This is a genomic window from Flavobacterium psychroterrae (assembly GCF_018380615.1).
Taxonomy (GTDB): Bacteria; Bacteroidota; Bacteroidia; order Flavobacteriales; family Flavobacteriaceae; genus Flavobacterium; species Flavobacterium psychroterrae.
The window spans coordinates 140,536-160,660 of record NZ_JAGYVZ010000001.1; the positions used below are offsets into that span (position 1 = coordinate 140,536).

General features: G+C 34.9%; 20 protein-coding genes. 12 read left to right on the forward strand and 8 right to left on the reverse strand.

Going from position 1 to position 20,125, the window contains the following annotated elements; genetic code table 11:
* Positions 1 to 124 precede the first annotated feature (124 nt).
* Positions 125 to 466: a winged helix-turn-helix transcriptional regulator gene (locus KHA90_RS00540; RefSeq protein WP_213293696.1), complete on the forward strand. Its 342-nt coding sequence runs from the start codon at positions 125 to 127 to the stop codon at positions 464 to 466.
* Positions 467 to 611: 145 nt separating this feature from the next.
* On the opposite strand, the gene KHA90_RS00545 is transcribed toward KHA90_RS00540, so the two are convergent.
* Positions 612 to 1,091, reverse strand: coding sequence for a MarR family winged helix-turn-helix transcriptional regulator (locus tag KHA90_RS00545; protein WP_213293699.1), 480 nt, complete (start codon positions 1,089 to 1,091; stop codon positions 612 to 614).
* Positions 1,092 to 1,093: 2 nt separating this feature from the next.
* Positions 1,094 to 1,585 (reverse strand): GNAT family N-acetyltransferase, encoded by a 492-nt coding sequence (locus KHA90_RS00550; protein ID WP_213293701.1) that lies wholly within the window; start codon positions 1,583 to 1,585, stop codon positions 1,094 to 1,096.
* A gap of 336 nt (positions 1,586 to 1,921) precedes the next feature.
* Between KHA90_RS00550 and KHA90_RS00555 the strand changes: the two genes are divergently transcribed.
* The 9 genes from KHA90_RS00555 to pdeM all read left to right on the forward strand — a co-directional run bounded on the left by KHA90_RS00555 (position 1,922) and on the right by pdeM (position 11,806).
* Entirely contained in the window at positions 1,922 to 2,509 is a 588-nt protein-coding gene (locus tag KHA90_RS00555; RefSeq protein ID WP_213293703.1) for a TetR/AcrR family transcriptional regulator, read from the forward strand.
* 213 nt (positions 2,510 to 2,722) lie between these two features.
* Complete coding sequence (locus KHA90_RS00560; protein WP_213293705.1) at positions 2,723 to 3,535, forward strand: SDR family NAD(P)-dependent oxidoreductase; 813 nt, start codon at positions 2,723 to 2,725, stop codon at positions 3,533 to 3,535.
* Between the two features lie 211 nt (positions 3,536 to 3,746).
* The gene (locus KHA90_RS00565; RefSeq protein ID WP_213293707.1) at positions 3,747 to 4,124 is read left to right on the forward strand and encodes a response regulator; all 378 of its coding nucleotides are present in this window, start codon (positions 3,747 to 3,749) and stop codon (positions 4,122 to 4,124) included.
* A 178-nt stretch (positions 4,125 to 4,302) separates the two neighbouring features.
* Entirely contained in the window at positions 4,303 to 4,518 is a 216-nt protein-coding gene (locus tag KHA90_RS00570; RefSeq protein WP_213293709.1) for a hypothetical protein, read from the forward strand.
* Positions 4,499 to 4,912 (forward strand): hypothetical protein, encoded by a 414-nt coding sequence (locus KHA90_RS00575; RefSeq protein ID WP_213293711.1) that lies wholly within the window; start codon positions 4,499 to 4,501, stop codon positions 4,910 to 4,912. Before KHA90_RS00570 ends, KHA90_RS00575 begins: the two co-directional genes overlap by 20 nt.
* Positions 4,913 to 4,920: 8 nt before the next feature.
* A complete protein-coding gene (locus KHA90_RS00580; RefSeq protein WP_213293714.1) occupies positions 4,921 to 5,976 on the forward strand; it encodes a ligase-associated DNA damage response exonuclease in 1,056 nt (351 codons plus the stop codon).
* A 196-nt stretch (positions 5,977 to 6,172) separates the two neighbouring features.
* Complete coding sequence (locus tag KHA90_RS00585; protein ID WP_213293716.1) at positions 6,173 to 7,774, forward strand: ATP-dependent DNA ligase; 1,602 nt, start codon at positions 6,173 to 6,175, stop codon at positions 7,772 to 7,774.
* 930 nt (positions 7,775 to 8,704) lie between these two features.
* A complete protein-coding gene (locus KHA90_RS00590; protein ID WP_213293719.1) occupies positions 8,705 to 11,164 on the forward strand; it encodes a ligase-associated DNA damage response DEXH box helicase in 2,460 nt (819 codons plus the stop codon).
* A gap of 6 nt (positions 11,165 to 11,170) precedes the next feature.
* Positions 11,171 to 11,806 carry a ligase-associated DNA damage response endonuclease PdeM gene (gene pdeM / locus KHA90_RS00595; protein WP_213293722.1) on the forward strand — a complete coding sequence of 212 codons (636 nt, stop codon included), beginning with the start codon at positions 11,171 to 11,173 and terminating at the stop codon, positions 11,804 to 11,806.
* Here pdeM and KHA90_RS00600 read toward each other — a convergent pair.
* The 3 genes from KHA90_RS00600 to KHA90_RS00610 all read right to left on the reverse strand — a co-directional run bounded on the left by KHA90_RS00600 (position 11,798) and on the right by KHA90_RS00610 (position 14,891).
* Positions 11,798 to 12,304 (reverse strand): hypothetical protein, encoded by a 507-nt coding sequence (locus tag KHA90_RS00600; RefSeq protein WP_213293725.1) that lies wholly within the window; start codon positions 12,302 to 12,304, stop codon positions 11,798 to 11,800. The genes pdeM and KHA90_RS00600 overlap by 9 nt on opposite strands.
* Before the next feature lie 382 nt (positions 12,305 to 12,686).
* The gene (locus KHA90_RS00605) at positions 12,687 to 13,568 is read right to left on the reverse strand and encodes a helix-turn-helix domain-containing protein (RefSeq protein WP_213293728.1); all 882 of its coding nucleotides are present in this window, start codon (positions 13,566 to 13,568) and stop codon (positions 12,687 to 12,689) included.
* Positions 13,569 to 13,664: 96 nt separating this feature from the next.
* Entirely contained in the window at positions 13,665 to 14,891 is a 1,227-nt protein-coding gene (locus KHA90_RS00610; protein WP_213293730.1) for a PQQ-dependent sugar dehydrogenase, read from the reverse strand.
* 300 nt (positions 14,892 to 15,191) lie between these two features.
* Between KHA90_RS00610 and KHA90_RS00615 the strand changes: the two genes are divergently transcribed.
* Positions 15,192 to 15,857, forward strand: a complete 666-nt coding sequence (locus KHA90_RS00615; protein WP_213293732.1) for a FadR/GntR family transcriptional regulator — start codon at positions 15,192 to 15,194, stop codon at positions 15,855 to 15,857.
* A gap of 38 nt (positions 15,858 to 15,895) precedes the next feature.
* Positions 15,896 to 17,134 (forward strand): MFS transporter, encoded by a 1,239-nt coding sequence (locus KHA90_RS00620; protein ID WP_213293734.1) that lies wholly within the window; start codon positions 15,896 to 15,898, stop codon positions 17,132 to 17,134.
* An 89-nt stretch (positions 17,135 to 17,223) separates the two neighbouring features.
* Here the strand turns inward: KHA90_RS00620 and metQ are convergent, their stop codons facing one another.
* From metQ to metN, 3 genes are all read right to left on the reverse strand, one after another.
* Entirely contained in the window at positions 17,224 to 18,042 is an 819-nt protein-coding gene (gene metQ / locus KHA90_RS00625) for a methionine ABC transporter substrate-binding lipoprotein MetQ (protein WP_213293736.1), read from the reverse strand.
* 300 nt (positions 18,043 to 18,342) lie between these two features.
* On the reverse strand, positions 18,343 to 18,996 hold the full coding sequence (locus KHA90_RS00630) for a methionine ABC transporter permease MetI (RefSeq protein ID WP_213293738.1): 654 nt from the start codon (positions 18,994 to 18,996) through the stop codon (positions 18,343 to 18,345).
* On the reverse strand, positions 18,989 to 20,020 hold the full coding sequence (gene metN / locus KHA90_RS00635) for a methionine ABC transporter ATP-binding protein MetN (RefSeq protein WP_213293740.1): 1,032 nt from the start codon (positions 20,018 to 20,020) through the stop codon (positions 18,989 to 18,991). Before metN ends, KHA90_RS00630 begins: the two co-directional genes overlap by 8 nt.
* Positions 20,021 to 20,125: the final 105 nt, after the last annotated feature.

The window sequence follows — 20,125 nt, forward strand, 5'->3', positions numbered from 1 at the left end:
TTCTTATAATTTCTTATATAACTTAAATGACTAAAAAAACAGTCAAATTCACGCTATCTTATAATTTCTTATATCACTTATATGGTGAAAAATTTTGTTTTTATATCTTAGTCTAAAAATTGTAATGGAAAGAAATCAAAAAGAAGAAGTTCAGGCGCTTCAGGATACTATATATGTTTTGGGAGGAAAATGGAAATTACCTATCATCAATTCGATTTGTAACGGAAACCACCGATTTAAGGAAATTCAGGAAAGTATTCCGGGGATTACTTCACGCATGCTTTCGAAAGAATTGAAGGATATGGAACTAAATAATTTGGTAAAAAGAACGGAAGATCGTGATGCGAAAGTTGCTATTCTTTATGAATCTACACCATATTGTCAATCGTTTGGACCTATTATAACCGAAATGATTAATTGGGGGATTTCACATAGAAAACACATTAAAAATAAAGTGGAGAAATAAATTCCAATTAGGAAAACCTTTGACTTTGTTTATGGTGAAAATTTTAAATCCTTAGTGAGAAGCCCTTCGACTTCGTTCAGGGTGACACAATAAGAAAAAAACTTAGCAACTTAGAATCTCAGAACCTTAGTATCTTAAAAAAAACCTATTCCTCACTTTTCAACTGCAGCGCTCTTTGCAAAAAACTCTGATGCTTTATTTTATTTTCGGCTTCATTAATTGCCTGAAGTAAATTGTTTTGATTATCTGCAATTTCTTTAAGAACATTTGACATTACATCCCAAACTGGTTTCATTTTTAAGATTAATTCCTGCCCTTTTGGAGTGAGTGATAAAAGTCTTTTACGTTCGTCGATTTTGTCTTTTTTTGAACGGATTAATTTTTGTTTTTCGAGTTCTTTTAACAAACTAATGGTCGAAGGATGTGTGTAGCCAATTTCGTTTGCGATTTCGACTACGCTTAAAATTTCTTTATGATGTAAGGTATAAATCACGGGAAACCATTTGGGTTCAAAGTCGATTCCGTATGATTTATAAAATAAAGCTCCGTCTTTTCGCAATTGTTCACTCAGACGCTGCAATCGTGTTGAAATGGCTAAAATTCCTGATTCATCAATTATATTCATGCTTACTTTTTTAGTTTTAAATGACAAAATACATTGTCAGCACTCATAACAGGAAACGTCTCTGGAAGCGATTGTTTTTCGATTCTTACGAAATGGTTTCTTTCATAAAAACGCAAAGCGGCTTCTAAAACTGTTATGGTTCCCAAATATAAATCATCAATTTGATTTTTAAGGCAATAATCCAGTAAAGTATCTAATAATTGCTGGGCAATAGAAAACTCTTTTCCGCGGAATTCTTTCTTGACAAACATTTTCCTGATCGCTGCCTGAGAATCATTAAATTTTACTAAAGCAATTGTCCCTACCAATTCCTCATTTACAAAAGCGCCCCAGAAATGCCCTCCGCTAGCATAATAAAAATTTTGTATGTTAAGTAAATCCGGTTGGTCTTCGATTGTGATAGCAACATTAAATTCGTTTTGCTGAATGTTTAGAATCAAATCTATAACTTCATTTGAGAATTTATTTTCGATGGGAATAATTCGTGGTTTCATGTTTTTAAAAATTTACAATACAAAACTACGTAGTTAAATACATAAATAAAAGTATTTGTTTGAAAATTGTTGTTTTTTTTTATTTCACGCAGATTTAAAAAAGATTTAAGCAGATATTGCAGATTACTTCAATTATTTTTTTAGCTAGTGTAAATTTAAAAAATCTCTTCAGAATCTGCCCAAATCTGCCGAATCTGCGTGAGATAAACTTGTACTTTTTGTGATATTCCTAGAATTAAATCCAGTTATAAAATGTGAAACTTATCACAAAAAATCAAAAACATTTTCATATATGACCAATCGGTCATATATTTGTACCTGTAAATGAAAACTATTATGACAAAGGGAGAAGAAACCAGACAATTCATTATAGAAAAAGCAGCCCCGATATTCAATACAAAAGGGATTGCGGCAACGGCTATGAGTGATATTATGGAGGCAACTAAACTGTCTAAAGGAAGTATGTATGTTCATTTTGAGAATAAAGATGTCCTGGCTTGTGCCGCTGTAGATCATAATATGAAAATATTGGGTGATAAACTTTTATCTGCAATCAGTAAAAGTAAAACCGCCAAAGAAGAACTTTTTACTTATATCGATTTTTTTAGCAATGCTATAAATCCCCCGCTTACCGGTGGTTGTCCGTTATTGAATTTTGGAACAGAGGCTGATGATACCAATCCGGTTGTAAAAGAGAAAATAAATAAGGGCTGTAACGCTAATCAGCAATTATTGGCTAGTAGTGTTAATAAAGGAATTGCTAACGGAGAGTTTAAACCGAATTGGAATGCCGAAGAGTTTGCAGTTGTTATGTTCGCCATGATGGAAGGCGGTCATCTCATTTCAAGAATGTCCGGCACTAATGATAAAATGAAAATCATAACGAAAACCTTAAAAAAAACAATAGAGGAAAACACACTCTAATTTTTTTTACTATAAAAATGACCGTTCGGTCATTAAAAATTACAATATCAATACAATATCAATTATAAAATTCAATATCAAATATCAATTATAATATCAATTATAAATTACAATATCAATACAATATCAATTATAAAATTCAATATCAATTACAATATCAAAATTCATAATTAACAATTCATAATTAACAATTCATAATTAATAACAAACATCATGTCAAAAACAATTTTAATTTCAGGCGCATCAAAAGGATTTGGAAAAGCCTGGGCAGCAGCATTTTTAGCAAAAGGTTATAATGTAGCCGCAACAGCACGAAATATCGATGCTCTAGCCGACTTAAAAGCACAATACGGAGACGCTATTTTGCCTTTAACATTAGATGTAAACAAACGCGAAGATTCGTTTGCGCTGGTAGAAAAAGTAAAACAGCACTTTGGTGCAATTGATATCCTGATCAATAATGCAGGTTACGCTTTAAACGGTGCTGTAGAAGAAGCAAGTGAAACAGAAGCAAGAGCACAATTTGAAACGAATTTCTTTGGAACTCTTTGGTTAACACAAGCGGTTTTACCAATTATGAGAAACCAAAAAAGCGGTCACATCATACAAGTTTCTTCTATTTTAGGAATTGCAACTTTACCAAATTTAGGTCTTTATAATGCCTCTAAATTTGCGGTAGAAGGTTTAACTGAAACGCTGGCTCAGGCAGTAAAACAATTTGGAATCAATGTAACTTTAGTTGAACCAAATGGTTACTTTACAGATATCTGGGGTAACGGATTCAATAGTAAAAGTATTGATGCTTATAATGGTCTTAAAAAAGCAATAGAAGAAGGACATGATCCTGACACTTTTGGACAAACAAGTGCAACTGTTCCGGCAATTATAAAACTTGTTGAAGCTGAAACTCCTCCTCTACGTCTGTTTTTAGGAAAAGTAGCTTTGCCATTTGCAAAACAAACTTATGAGCAAAAATTAGCAACCTGGGAAGAATGGGCTGATGTTTCTGTAGCAGCTCATGGGTAATTATTAAGTAAGATTTAAATAATAAGGGCAAAATATAAAATATTTTGCCCTTATTATTTATAAAAACATTAGGTTTTCTTGCAGGAAATAAAAATAATAGAAGGCAAATGATTTAATCTTTCTTGATATTCAGCAATGCCACATCGGTATTATATAAAATCACCAAAAAATTATATAAACTCATGTCAATATTTTGCAATAATTTCATGAAATGAAAAATACAGTAATTTTATTAGTGGATGACGACGACGACGATTGTGAACTTTTTGTTGCTGCAATTCATTCTTTGAACAAAAATATCATCACCACAATTTCAAATAATTCCCTAGAAGCATTAAACAATTTAAAGGTTGCGACAGTGTTGCCTGAATTTATATTTCTTGACATGCAAATGCCTTATTTAAGTGGCGCTGAGTTTATACAACAATTGCGTGCAGTTCCTGAATTGAGTAAAATTCAGGTCGTGATTTATTCTTCGCATTCTCAGGAAACGCTTAAAAACCTGACTAAAGATCTTGAACAAGTTCAGATTTTTAGCAAGCCTAATAATTTTAATCAATTGGTTTCGACTTTAGATAATATCTTATAATTTTAAAGTAGCAGTTTATTTTTTAACACATAAAATAGATTTTTATGTGTTGTTGGTAAATGTATAAGATTTCCCAATTACGTAATAATGTAACATTTACCCGAAATACTGTAAGCCTTAAGCTTTATCCAATAAGTAACTTTGAGCAAAGGAATATTCACATCAAAAATGTATTGTTATGTTACTACAATTGATCTCAAAATTATTCGAAAGCGACGAAACTGACTATAATCAATACGATATTGTAATTCAGATTAATGATAAAGTTTTACCTGCAGATAAAAGAAATCTTTATTTGTTGCCGTTAAACGAATTATTAATAGAGAAAAATTATGGTGAAATTTCAGGTGGTGGAGTTCTAAAAGAAGAACCGGGTGAAATTATTTTTTTGTGATATTCATGTCAAACTTTATGACGAGAAAATCACTAAAAATATGCTGGAGGATATTATGAGTTTTCTTGAAAATTGCGGTGCTCCAAAAGGTTCCAAAATAATTATCGAAAAAACACATCAGGAAATTCCGTTTGGTAAAAATGAAGGAATTGCTATTTATCTTGATGGTCAAAATCCAGCAGAAAAAGAGGAAGAATATAATGTTGATTTCGTTCAGTCTGAGATTTCAAAAAGAACCAATATATCTCAATCTACAGAACGATACTGGAAAGGCAATTCGACTACAGGATTGTATTTCTACGGACAATCTTTTGAGAAAATGAACAGCGAAGTTTCTCATTTTATGAAAGCACATCCATTATATAAAAGTGCGAGAATTGCTCAAATAGCTTAATTTAAGTTATGAAAACCCCATTATTAGCCTTCAATGATAAAGGAATATATTGCCAGCAGGCAGATGTATATCTTGATCCGTGGCGTCCGGTTACTAATGCGATAATTACGCACGGACACTCAGATCACGCGCGCTGGGGACATAAAAATTACATTACACATCACAACAATGTGCCTATTATAAAACACCGTCTTGGTGATATTAATGTTTCAGGCGTAGACTGGAACGAAACTTTTACGATAAATGGTGTTAAATTTTCACTGCATCCCGCCGGTCACGTTATAGGTTCTGCTCAAATACGAGTAGAATACAAAGGCGAGGTCTGGGTTTTTACCGGAGATTATAAAACCGAAGACGACGGAATTTCAACTCCTTATGAAGTCGTAAAATGCGATGCTTTTATAACCGAATGTACTTTTGGATTACCTGCTTTTAAATGGACGCCTCAAGCCGAAGTGATGACCGACATCAATAATTGGTGGGCAGAAAATCGTGCCGAAGGAAAAACATCTGTTTTATTTGGATACTCATTGGGAAAAGCCCAGCGTTTATTGAAATATCTCGATACTGATATTGGAAAAATATACACCCACGGAGCAATCGAAAACATGACCGAAGTTTTACGGCCAATGGTCGATTTTCCGCCAACAACAAGAGTAACTTCTGAAACTAAAAAAGAAGATTTATTAGGGAGTATTGTTCTCGCACCGCCAAGCGCTCACGGAAGTACATGGATTAGAAAAATGACGCCATTTGTTACAGGTTCTGCCAGCGGATGGATGACTTTTCGTGGTGCCAGACGTCGTCGTGCCGTAGACAGAGGTTTTGTTTTAAGCGACCATTGCGACTGGACGGGTTTACTGGAAAGCATTAAAGCAACCGGTGCAGAAAAAGTAATATGTACTCACGGATATTCGGATATTTTCTCAAAATACCTTCAGGAATTGGGTTATGATGCACGAACTGCTAATACTCAATATGAAGGAGAATCTGGAGAAATGGATAGTAAGAAAGATGTTGATGAGGAAGAAAACAGAGTCAAGAGTACAGAAGAAAGAGAATAGATTATAGAAGCAAGAGACAAGATAATAGAATAAAGAGAATAGAATATAGAGAATAGATTATAGAGCCAAGAAGCTAGAAGAAAGAGAATACTTTTAATCAGTTCGTTACTATATTTTATCTTGTATTTCCTTGCTCTTGCATCTTTCATCTTGCCTCTACTATCTTGCCTCTTTCCACTCTTAAAAAAATGAAAAAATGAAAAACTTTGCCGAACTTATAAAAGCGCTTGACAGTTCTAATAAAACGTCGGTAAAAGTGGATGCTTTGACCAATTATTTCATTAATGCCAGTAATGAAGATAAAGTCTGGACGATAGCCATACTTTCGCATCGTCGGCCGCCGAGACCAGTAAATACAACTTTATTGCGATTATGGGCAAATGAACTGGCGAATATTCCGCTATGGTTATTTGAGGAAAGTTATCATATTGTAGGCGATCTTGCCGAGACCATTGCATTGGTGATTCCAACTACTGACGAACATTCTGATAAAAGTTTAACCGAATATCTTCAGGAAATTATTGCGCTGAAAAAGAAAACGGATATCGAGAAAAAAGAATATCTGCACGAAAACTGGCTGGCTTTAAATTATTATGAACGTTTTGTGTTTACCAAATTAATCACCGGAAGTTTCAGAATCGGCGTAAGTCAAAAATTAATGACGCGCGCACTTTCTAAAGCTGAAAACATTGATGAAGATGCTTTGGCACATAAATTAATGGGCGATTGGAACCCGAATACAATCACGTTTCAGGAATTAATTCTGGACGAAAAAAACAGCGATTATTTATCGAAACCCTTTCCGTTTTATCTCGCTTACCCTATCGAAGGCGAACCCTCAAATCTGGGAAATGCCGAAGATTGGAGCGCTGAGCACAAATGGGACGGAATTCGTTCGCAAACTATTATACGTGATAACGAAATTTTTATATGGAGCCGTGGTGAGGAATTAGTCACCGATAAATATCCTGAATTTGCTGCGTTTATTGGAATTATCCCAGACGGAACTGTAATCGATGGAGAAATTCTGCCATATATAGAAAATGAAATTGGCACTTTTAATGATCTTCAAACCAGAATCGGGAGAAAAACCGTTTCGGCTGCAATCCTGAAAAAATCTCCTGTAATTATAAAAGCATACGATCTTTTAGAATGGAAAGGTCAGGATATTAGAAATCTTCCTTTTGAAGAAAGACGTATATTATTAGAACAATTATATGAAGATATCAAACACAACGATATCCCGCTGCAACTTTCCGAAAGGGTAAAATTTTCAAGCTGGGAAGAATTGACAGAAGAAAGATTGCGTTCCCGCGAAATGAAAAGCGAAGGTTTAATGATTAAACGAAAAGATTCGGCTTATCTCGTAGGAAGAAAAAAAGGCGATTGGTGGAAATGGAAAATTGAACCTTTGGTCATTGATGCTGTACTCACCTACGCCATGCGCGGACACGGCAGACGCTCGAATTTATTTACGGATTATACTTTTGCCTTATGGCAGAATAACGAAAATAACGAACGTGAATTAGTCACTTTTGCCAAAGCGTATTCCGGTTTAACCGATGCAGAATTCAGAATGGTGGACGACTGGATTAAGAAGAATACGCTGGAAAGATTTGGTCCCGTTCGAAGTGTTACGCCGCAACTGGTTTTTGAAATTGGTTTTGAAGGAATTGCGCTTTCGAAAAGACATAAAAGCGGAATTGCAACACGATTTCCGAGGATTTTAAGATGGCGACATGATAAAAAAATTGACGAGGCAAATTCTATTGATGATTTGAAAAGCATGATTATTTAGCATGAGCAGAATGGCACGCGGATGACACGGATTCGCAAGCGAAAACGCGGATTAAAAAACGGATTTTTTAATTTTTATTGTTTTTTTATTGCCGCTTTTAATTGTAATTTTTTTTGCGTTTTTTAGTTTTTGTCATTTCGACCGAAGGGAGAAATCACACTAGAAACTCGACACAGATTGACGAATTTCTTTACGGAGTTTCGTGTGTGATTTCTCGTTCCTCGAAATGACAAAAATTGTGGTTAATATAGTTTTTTTTAAAGCTCCATCGGAGCGTAATATTTATAGAAAAATGTAAAAGCCCAGGAAAAAAGCTCCAGCGGAGCGATATATAAATTGGTTTCAATTAGTATCATTCTATATGTCACCCCGATGGGGTTTTGCTTCATAAATTTGTATCATTTCTATAAATATTACATCCCTCTGGGATTATTAAATGAATGAAATGACAGACGAATGAAAACGATTTTTTTAAAAGCTCCAGCGGAGCGAAATATTTATAGAAAATGTAAATGCACAGAAAAAAAAGCTCCAGAGGAGCGATATATAATTGGTTTCAATTAACATCATTCTATATGTCAACCCGCTGAGGTTCTGTTGCATGAATTTTTATTATTTTCTATAAATATTACATCCCCCTGGGATTATTAAATGAATGAAATGGCAGACGAATGAAAACGATTTTTTTAAAAGCTCCAGCGGAGCGCAATATTTATAGAAAAATGTAAATGCACAGGAAAAAGAGCTCCAGCGGAGCGATATATAATTGGTTTCAATTAACATCATTTTATATGTCACCCCGCTGGGGTTTATTAAATAAATTTCTAAATTTATATAAATATAACGTCCCGCTGGGACTTCACCGATCTCTTAATTTTCTTTATGCAAATTTAAACTTAATGAACCTTAATATCTTAATGGTAAAAAACAATGAACAGAGAGCAACTTTTTGCGGTAGCAAATGAATGGTTTCAAAATCAGGGATGGAAACCTTTTCCGTTCCAGACACAAACCTGGACTTCTTTTTTGCAGGGCAAAAATGGTTTACTGAACGCTCCTACAGGAAGCGGGAAAACCTATGCACTCTGGTTGCCTATTGTTTTGAACTATATAAAAGACAATCCTAATTATAAAACCAAACATACTCCGGGACTTAAAGCAATTTGGATTACGCCTTTACGTTCGCTATCTGTAGAAATAAAACAAGCTGCGGAAAGAGTTGTCAATGATTTAGGAACCAAAATGACCGTTGGGATTCGTTCCGGAGATACATCTGCAAGCGAAAGAGCCAAGCAAAAAGGCAAAATGCCGGATTTATTGGTGACAACACCGGAAAGTTTGCAATTGCTTCTCGCAACAAAAGGCTACGATAAAATATTCGCCAATTGTACGGCAATTGTTATTGACGAATGGCACGAATTATTAGGTACAAAACGAGGCGTACAAACAGAACTTGGATTGTCCCGACTAAAAGCTATTGCGCCTAAAATGCGTATTTGGGGAATTTCGGCAACGATTGGAAATCTGCAGCAAGCACAGGAAGTTTTACTGGGCGTTGATTCAGAAGCCTACAATAATTCGGTATTAATTAAGGCTCAGATTCATAAAAAGATAAAAGTAATCTCGATTATTCCGGATAAGATGGAAACGTATCCGTGGCGCGGGCATATGGGTTTACATCTTATTGATGAAGTTGCTAAAATTGTAAAAGCCAGTAAAACGACTTTGATTTTTACCAATGTTCGGTCGGCTTGCGAAATCTGGTTTCAGCGATTACTCGAAAAATATCCTGAGTTTGCTGGAGAAATGGCAATGCATCACGGAAGTATTAACAGGGAAACGCGACTTTGGGTTGAACAAGCGATTAGAGACGAGGAATTAAAAGTGGTGGTTTGCACTTCGAGTCTGGATTTGGGTGTCGATTTTGCGCCTGTAGAAACCATTATTCAGGTTGGCGGACCTAAAGGTGTTGCGCGCTTTTTGCAAAGAGCGGGACGAAGCGGACATCAGCCCGGGAAAGAAAGTGTGATTTATTTTCTTGCCACGCACGCGATTGAATTGATCGAAGCTTCGGCATTAAAAAAAGCGGTTGAAGAAAATGTAATTGAAGATCGGGTTCCCTATTTGAATAGTTGGGATGTTTTGGTACAATATTTAAATACTTTGGCGGTTTCAGACGGATTTATTCCTGATGAAATTTTTAAAGAGGTTAAAGGAACGTTTTGTTATCAGGCAATGACGGAGGAAAACTGGAACTGGATTCTAAATTTTATTTCTAACGGAAGCCAAAGTTTACAGGCTTATGATGAATATAAAAAGGTGGAAGTTGAGGAAGACGGACACTTTAAAATCAATAGTCGTCTAATAGCGATGCATCACCGCATGCAAATTGGAACCATTGTGGGCGATGCGGTGGTGAATGTAAAATTCATGAGCGGTGGTTATATTGGGACTATTGAGGAATGGTTTGTTTCGAAATTAAAACCCGGAGATACTTTTATCTTTGCGGGTAAACAACTGGAATTGTTCAGGATACGAAATATGCAGGTTTTGGTTCGAAAGGCAGATCCTAAAAAGAAATCAAAAGTAGTGAGCTGGATGGGCGGACGAATGGCGCTTTCGGCACAAATGAGTGAATTGCTCCGCCATGAATTGTATCGCGCGAATACTGATGATTTATCTCCGGAATTAAAAGCTTTAAAACCATTGTTTACAAGACAACGAAAGGAATCTATTGTTCCTGGTGACGATCAGTTTTTGATTGAAACTTTTAAAACAAGAGAAGGTTATCATGCTCTTTTTTATCCATTCGAAGGTCGGTTTGTGCATGAAGCTCTGGCGAGTTTATTGGCTTATAGAATTAGCTTGCTATTGCCTATAAGTTTTTCGCTTGCGTATAACGATTACGGATTCGAATTACTATCAGATCAGGAAATTGATATGCAGAATGTTTTAGATAATAATCTATTTTCTACAGAATATGTACATCATGATTTGCAAAAAAGTCTGAATGCTACAGAAATGGCAAGACGTAAATTCAGGGATATTGCCGTAATTGCAGGTTTGGTTTTTACAGGTTTTCCGGGTAAAATGGTAAAGACAAAACATTTGCAAAGCGGTTCGCAATTATTGTTTGAAGTTTTCAGGGATTATGAACCTGATAATTTATTATTTCAGCAGGCATATCGCGAAACCTTTGAGCATCAGCTTGAAGAAGGGCGTTTGATTATGGCCTTGGAACGAATTGAGAAGCAGGAAATTGTCTGGAAAAAATGTTTAAAACCTACGCCTTTTAGTTTTCCTGTTATCACGGACAGGTTGCGCGAAAAATTATCTAGCGAGAGTTTAGCTGAACGAATTAAAAAAATGACGGCTTCGTATATGAAGTAACTATATATGACTATTACCATACAAAATCAAACTTTTATTTTGCATCCAAGTGGTGCTTTATTTTGGGAAACCAGAAATTTACTGCTCATTTCTGACGTGCACTTAGGGAAAGTTTCACATTTTAGAAAACACGGCGTGGCGATTCCGAATAATGTGGTTTCAGAAAACTTTAAACGTTTGACTGAGGTTGTCGAAAATTTTAAACCGGAAAAAATTATTTTTCTCGGCGATTTATTTCATAGTTCTAAAAATACCGAGTGGGATTTATTTGAACAATGGGTAGATTGCTGTACGAACCAAATTATACTTGTTGCTGGAAATCATGACATTATAGACAAAAAACATTATATCAAACTTAATATTGACGTGGTGGAATCTCTTGAAATCGATGACTTTTTACTAACACATCATCCTACAATACAAGAAGGTTTTTTTAATTTTTCAGGACACATTCATCCAGGAATTATTCTTCGTGGTTTTGGTGCGCAATCTTTAAAATTACCTTGTTTTTTCAGAAAAGAAAACCAAATGATTCTGGCTGCTTTTGGCGAGTTCACAGGAAAACATGTCTTGAAACCCCAACAAAATGATATTGTTTACGCAATTGCAAATGATGAGGTGATCCAGATAAAACTAAACTGATTTTTTAAAGTAAAGTTGTTTTTCATTGGTATCGAGATTTACATCATTTTCATAATTGAACTCTTCATAACCTAAGGATTTTAAATTTTCTATCAAAGTTGTATCAATTTCAAAAGCTTTTGCCCAGATCAAATCGTGTTTTCGCTGTAAAGCCACTTCTTCGGCACGTTTAAAAAGTACCGAAATATCTTCTGGATTGAAGTAAACGATATGATTTATGCCAATAGGTTTATTAGCATCAAGATTTTGATTTGAAAGTCGGGACGAATTTAATTTCATGAACGATAACGGATTTTCGCCATCGTACGCCATTAACATTTCTACCGAAAAATCATTCTGTATTTTGAATAATTGCTGACTTGAAAGGTTTTCTCTCGCGTACTTCTCCCCTATTTCTTTTGAATCAGCGAATAAATCCGAGTAGAAATGAAGTGCTTTTTCTTCCATCCAAACGACATTATCATTGATTATAACTACAAACTTTGCGACTTTATGCATGTGCTTTAATTTTTAATTGCTGATAATAAATTATAGATTATCATAGTGCAAAGTTGAGAAGATTTGCTTCATCAGAAAAGAGCAAAATGTCCGGTATTTTGTTCGAAATGTCGGTTGTTGGATATTCTCGTTTTGTAATGTTTTTGTCATCCCGATTTTTATGATAATAACAAAACTTTTTCATACAGAATTTTGTTTTTATTTCTCGCAGATTTTGCAGATTGAGCAGATTTTATTTTTACAAAGACTATCATTACGAGGAACGAGGAGTCTCAACATGTGACTTGCCACAGTTGCACCCGCCAATAGTTACGGAGCTTCTAACCAGGATTCTTCGTTCCTCATAATGACTAAGCAGGCGTAAAACTTTGCAGCATTGCCGTTAAATATTCCTTCGATATTCTAAAGGTGAAATTCCTGCAGCATTTTTAAAAAATCTCCCAAAAGCTGATTGATTCGAGAAGTTTAATATATCGCTAATTTGGTTGATGGTCAGGTTTTTATTTTGAAGTAATACTTTGGCTTCCAGAACGATGATATCTTCTATCCAATTACTGGCTGTTTTGCCGCTATTATTTTTAATTACTTCTGATAAATATTTGCGCGTAACATTCAAAGCATCGGCATAATATTGAACTGATCTTTGGCTTATAAAATCTCTGAAAAGTATTTCCTTAAACTTTTCAAAAATTGGATTTTGTGCAATATCGTTATCAATTTTCTGCTTAATGGAATCGAGTTCGTAAATCAGAATATACAAATAACCACGAAGAATTGATGGCTGATGATTTGATTCATTTTCAATCGATTGTTTGAGTAATGAGAAGATTTGCTCAAATTTTTCTTTGCTGTTTTTATCCAAATTAAAAACATGCATTTCACTATTATCGAAAAATTCATATTTTGACAGAAAAAATACATTTGCCTGATTATGAAGAAAAAATTGTGGTTTGAAAAAGATAATATCGATTAAAATTTCGTCACTGTCTTTTGTAAAACTTCTAATTACCGACGGTCCTAATGTAAGGATTGCAGGAGCGTGAATGAGGACTTTTTTCAGTTTAGTCTGCATTACAATACTTCCCTTTCTAAGAAACTCTATTGCATAACTTTCTGCGCGATAAGGTTCGCTGATATACGGATGATTTTCTGCCTGAACATAAAAGTAATCTTTATTATTTACAGCATCGGTAAACAGACTTTTATGATGTGCCAGCGAATATGTTGTAATCTTACTGTTCAATACTTTTGGTTTAATCTTCATTCAAATATAGGAAACCCTGCTTGGGATAACAAAAAATGGCGCCAAATAGCGCCATTAATTTTATTCTGTTAAGAATATATATTTAAAAATAATATCTTATTTCTTGTCAATTTTATAAAGTCTTCCGCCATCTGTTACAGCGTATAAAGCTCCGTCAGTTCCTTGAGTAACATCTCTAAAACGCTGACCTTCTGAAGCAAGAAGTCTTTCCTCGCCAATTACTTTATTGTCTTTTATAGCTAGACGAATAAGGTGCGTTGCGCTTAATGATCCTATAAAAAGGTTATTTTGCCATTCCGGAACACGATTTCCTGTGTAGAAAGTCATACCACTTGGTGAAACCACGGGATCCCAATAGTAAACCGGTTGCTCTAAACCATCTTGTTGTGTAATTCCTGCACCAATTTTTTCTCCGCTATATTCAATTCCGTATGTAATTGTTGGCCATCCGTAATTAGAACCTGCTTTTAAACGGTTGATTTCGTCTCCTCCACGTGGTCCGTGCTCAGACAACCAGATTTCATTTGTAACAGGATTAAGTGCTAAACCTTGCGGATTTCTGTGTCCAATAGTATATAACTCAGGCAAAGCTCCCGTTCCCGTAAAAGTAGGATTTCCGGTTGCAGGCTGACCTTCTTTTGTAATTCTAACCACTTTACCTAAACCTGATGAAACAGATTGTGCTAATGGTCTTGTTTCCAGCACAGAGCGTTCTCCGGTACTTACAACAAGGAAACCTGATTTATCAAAAAGTATACGTCCGCCATAGTGAAGTGTGCTTGCATTTGCAGGTTTTGCTCTGTAAATTATGGTGGCACCTTCTATCGTTTTTTCGTCAGCTGAAAGTTTTCCTTTCGCTACAGCGGTATTATTTCCGCCAGTTGTAGCTTCGGCAAAAACCCAGTAAATCATACGATTTGTGGCAAAATCAGGATCAATCGTCAAACCTAATAAACCACCTTGTCCAACTGAATTTACGGCCGGAATACCAGTAATTGGTGCGCTTAAAACTCCCGCTGTTGTAGCGATGCGCATTGTTCCTGTTTTTTCTGTGATTAATAATCTGCCATCAGGCAAACTTTTTATTCCCCACGGACTTGATAATGTTGTTGCAAGAACAACTCCTTCATAAGGTGTATTTGTTTGAACACCACTAATTCTGGTTTGTCCTTCAAATGCAGGTTTGTAAGCGGTATTAGCAGCATTTCCTTCTACAGGATTTGTAGTAGTACCTGGATTTACATCGACTTTATCGTCACTTGAGCAGCTAAATAATGTTATTAAGACACTCGAAACAATAGCAATTTGGTTAATATTTCTCATAGATTTGGGATTTATGTATTAAAAATAGTTACGATTTGTATACATTCTAATTTTAGAACAAAGCAAAAATGATAAAATAAAATAAAAGATGTGTTATATAATTTATGAGAAAAGTTATACGATTTTAATATTTATTTCATCGCAGCGCAGATTAATAGAGAAAAATGCAAAGTACAGAGAGACAATGATTTGATTTGGATTTTGTTTATATCCATTTCTTCATTGATAAATTTGTGGTTAAAAGTCTTTTTGTTAATGAAGATATTTCGCTATTTTTGCAATCATCAGATGATATGACAAATGAAAACAATTATCCATAAAAAATCTTTGGCTGAAGAAGTTGCTTCAAAATTACAGGAGCAAATATCTGAGGGCTATTATAAAATCAATGATAAATTGCCTATTGAAACGGAACTTATGAAGAGTTTTGGCGTAGGCCGATCTTCGATCAGGGAAGCGATGAAATTGTTGTCTAATTCCGGATTACTCAAAATTAAGCAGGGTCTTGGAACATTTGTACAGGAAATCAACAGTACCCGCGAACCTATGAATGATAAATTAATGCGGGCAAAGGTTCAGGATATTGATGAAGTCCGACAATTATTAGAACTCAAAATTGCTGAAAAAGCGGCTCTTAACAGAACTGATGATGATATAACAGCAATGAAACTGCATTTAGCCAATCGAGTAAAAGCAGCGAAAGAAGGTTTACTGGAAGAATGTATTGAGGCTGATGTACAATTTCATATTGCAATTGCTGAAGCTTCTAAAAATGAAATTCTGGCTGATTTGTATCAATCTGTTGCAATACATCTCAAAAAAGGTTTTTTGGAACTTTATCCTGATATTCAAATATTTCAAAATACTTATTCAATACATGAACAGCTTTTAGAAAGCATCATTGCAAAAGATTCTAAAAAAGCCTGGAATACTGTCGCCAAAATAATAGGACATATTAATTACTAATTTTTTACCAAATTCATCAGATCATCTGATTTTACATCATGAAGACAAATTCAAGTTTAACAAACTCCACAATTGATACTAAACAATTAGCCCAGCAAACTGTTTTTTCAATTTTATTTACCATCAGCTTTACGCATTTTATAAATGACTTATTACAAGCTGTAATTCCTGCGGTGTATCCTATTATAAAAGACAAATTTCATTTAACGTTTACAGAAATCGGATTGATTACGTTAACGTATCAACTTACAGCATCGATTTTACAACCCTTTATTGGTTTTTATACAGATAGAAAACCACGCCCGTATTCATTAGCAATTGCAATGGTTTTTACAATGGTAGGTTTGGCTGCGGTTGCCGTGGCTTCAAGTTTTACTAATATTTTACTTGCGGTAAGTTTAATTGGTATTGGATCGTCTATATTTCATCCTGAGGCTTCAAGGGTTGCACATATGGCTTCCGGCGGAAAAAAAGGTCTGGCTCAGTCTATTTTTCAATTAGGAGGAAATGCAGGAAGTGCGATTGGACCTTTGCTTGCAGCGATTATTGTGGTTCCTTACGGTCAGTTTAATATAATCTGGTTTTGTATTGCAGCGGTTCTGGGAATTGTGATTCTTTCAGGAATTGCAAAATGGTATCAGAAACATTTAGCTTTAAAAGCAAAAAACAAATCTACTGTTACGGAGGAAATTCATCATTCACTTTCAAGAAAAAAAGTGATCTTTTCATTGGGTATTTTGCTGGTATTAATATTTTCGAAATATTTTTATATGGCAAGTATGACAAGTTACTATACTTTCTATCTTATTGATAAATTTCAATTGTCAGTACAGGAATCTCAAATTTATCTTTTTGCATTTATGGGCGCTGTTGCAGCCGGGACATTGTTTGGCGGAGCTTTAGGAGATCGTTTTGGTCGAAAATATATTATCTGGATTTCTATTTTAGGCGTTGCCCCTTTTACTTTACTATTGCCTTATGCTTCGCTTTTCTGGACAGGAATTTTATCGGTCTTAATTGGTTTAATTATATCATCTGCTTTCTCTGCAATTTTGGTTTATGCGACAGAACTTGTTCCGGGGAAAGTTGGTTTAATAGCGGGACTTTTCTTCGGATTGGCGTTTGGTATGGGCGGATTAGGATCGGCAGTATTAGGAAAACTGGCTGATACAACAAGCATTGAATATGTATTTAAGGTTTGTGCCTTTTTACCTTTGATAGGAATTCTGACTACTTTTTTACCTAACATTGAAGGAAAGAAAAAGATTAAAAACTAATAATGATTTGGTTTTAAACCAAAATAAAGAAAGCGCTGAATCTTAGTAGATTCAGCGCTTTTTGTTTGCATAAAAGTGATAAAATATTTTTACCAGCCTTTTACAGCTCCGCCTTTAAATTCTCTAAGTGCTGCTGCTTCAACTTCTGCTGACTGAAATGCTTGCAGAAACTGTTTTACTTTTTCTTCGTTTTTATTGTCTTCACGACTAACTACTAAGTTTACATAAGGAGAATCTTTATCCTCAACAAATAATGCATCACGAGACGGAACTAATCCGGATTGAGAAGCAAAAGTATTGTTGATTATTGCAATTGAAACCTTTTCGTCATCAAGAGCTCTTGGTAATTGTGGCGCTTCTAATTCTAATATCTTCAGGTTTTTAGGATTGCTTACAATATCTGTTACTTTAGGCAATAAACCCACATTTGGACGAAGGGTTAATAATCCGTTTTTCTGTAAAAGCAATAATGAACGTCCACAGTTTGTTGGATCATTTGGAATAATAATCGTGCTTTCGTTTTTTAATTCCGAAAGGTTTTTGATTTTTTTAGAATAAGCCGCAATTGGGTAAATAAATGTTTTGCCAATGATTGCTAGTTTATAACCGCGTTGTTTTGATTGCTCGTCAAGATATGGTTTGTGCTGAAAAGCATTTGCATCAATATCTCCCTGGCTTAAAGCTTCGTTAGGAATCACATAATCGTTAAAAGAAATCAATTCGACTTCAAGTCCGTATTTTTCTTTTGCTACTTTTTTAGCTGCTTCTGCCACTTTATATTCCGGTCCGGTTGCAACACCAACTTTAATATAATGTGGATCATTGTTTTTGCTTTTTCCGCAATTTGCCAATGATAGTGTTAAGGCAACAATTGCAGTTATTTTTAAGAAATTTAGTTTAGTATTCATTCTCTTATTCTTTAGTTTTTTAATTCTTAATTTATGTGTGTTTTAATGTGTGTTTTTACCGCAAAGTGCACAAAGTTTTTCGCAAAGTTCACTAAGATTTAAGTGTGTAAATACAATTTAAGTTCACAAAGCTTAGGTGTAAAATCTCCTAGTATTCACAAAGCTTTGCGAACTTTGTGTTTTTAACAAACTTAGCATAGTAAAAAAACTTTGCGCACTTTGCGGTAAAATTTCAAAGCATTCACAAAGCATAAAAACTTCACGCTTTTGCGGTAAAATCTCAAAGTATTATCAAAACTATTATCTATGGTCAAATCGTTTTGATAAAAAGTCTCCAATAAACTGAATTATAAATACCAATATCACCAGTAATGCTAATACTGAGTTCATTGTTACGGCATCATAACCAATATATCCATACTGATAACCCACCTGTCCTAAACCACCGGCGCCAACAGCTCCACCCATTGCAGAATATCCTACAAGGGTAATTAATGTGATCGATGCTGCGTTAATTAATGATGGCAAAGCTTCTGGAAGTAATACTTTATATACAATTTGTAAAGGTGTTGCGCCTAAAGCTCTTGCGGCTTCAATTAATCCTGAAGGCAAACCTAAAAGACTATTCTCGACAAGTCTTGCTATAAATGGGGCTGCTCCAATAATTAACGGAACCAATGCAGCGCTTACGCCTATAGAAGTTCCTACCAAAGCACGTGTAAACGGAATCATCCAGACAATTAATATAATGAAGGGAATTGAACGAAAAATATTTACCAAAATCGATAAAATTCGGTTAAAAACCGGTTGCTCTAAGATTTGATTTTTTCGGGTAAGAAAAAGCAAAACTCCTGTTGGAAGTCCTAATGCGAAACCAAAAAATCCCGACACAAATGTCATTACAATAGTTTCCCAGGTACCATTTAATAATAAGGTAATAATTGAATCAGACATAACCTATAATTTCTGTTTTAATATGTTTAGAAATAAAATATTGAATTGCAGCTTCGTAATTTTCACGTTTTCCGGATAGTTCAATCAACATTACTCCGAAATTTACATCTCCCGCCTGATCCATTTGTGCGCTGACAATTTTGAAATTTGTATCAAACAATCTTGAAACCTCTGAAATAACTGGTTCATTTACTGATTTTCCTGTCATCTCAAGTCTTAATAACGGACTTAAGCCTTCTCCATCTTCCTTTTGTAATCGTTCCTGATATACTCTGGGAATATCAAGATGTAATGACGAAGCAATAAATTCTTTGGTTAATTCATGTTTGGGATCTGCAAAAATTTCGCCTACACTTCCCTGCTCGATCAATTTTCCATGGCTGATTACGGCAACCTCATCGCAAATTGATTTGACAACTTCCATTTGGTGCGTAATCAACAAAATCGTGATGTTTAAACGACGATTAATATCTTTCAATAAATTTAAAATCGATCTTGTTGTTGCGGGATCAAGCGCACTTGTCGCCTCATCGCACAAAAGTACTTTTGGGTTATTTGCCAATGTTCTTGCAATTGCAACTCTTTGTTTTTGACCTCCGGAAAGGCTTGCAGGATAATCGTTTGCTTTTTCGGCTAAACCTACTAATTGCAATAATTCGGCAACACGAGTCTGAATATCAGCTTTTGAAGCGCCAACTAATTCTAACGGAAAAGCTACATTCTCAAAAACTGTTCTTGACGAAAGCAAATTAAAATGCTGAAAAATCATTCCTATTTGTCTTCTTTCAATCGCTAATTGTGCGTTTGACAATTGGATTAGTGATTTTCCGTCTACGATAATTTCTCCCGAAGTTGGTCTTTCCAATAAATTCACACATCGGATTAATGTGCTTTTTCCAGCTCCCGAAGTTCCAATTACACCAAAGATTTTCCCTGGAGGAACCTTAAGCGAAACATCTGATAAAGCCGAAACGATTCGGTTTTTTTGATGAAAATTCTTGGTGACATTTTTTAATTCAATCATTTTTTTAATTAAAGTTAAGTCTGATATATCCACAGACATAAGTTTTTATCACAACCGAAATTCTAAATTTAAAATCAAAAAGCCCTTCAATAGTTATGAAAGGCT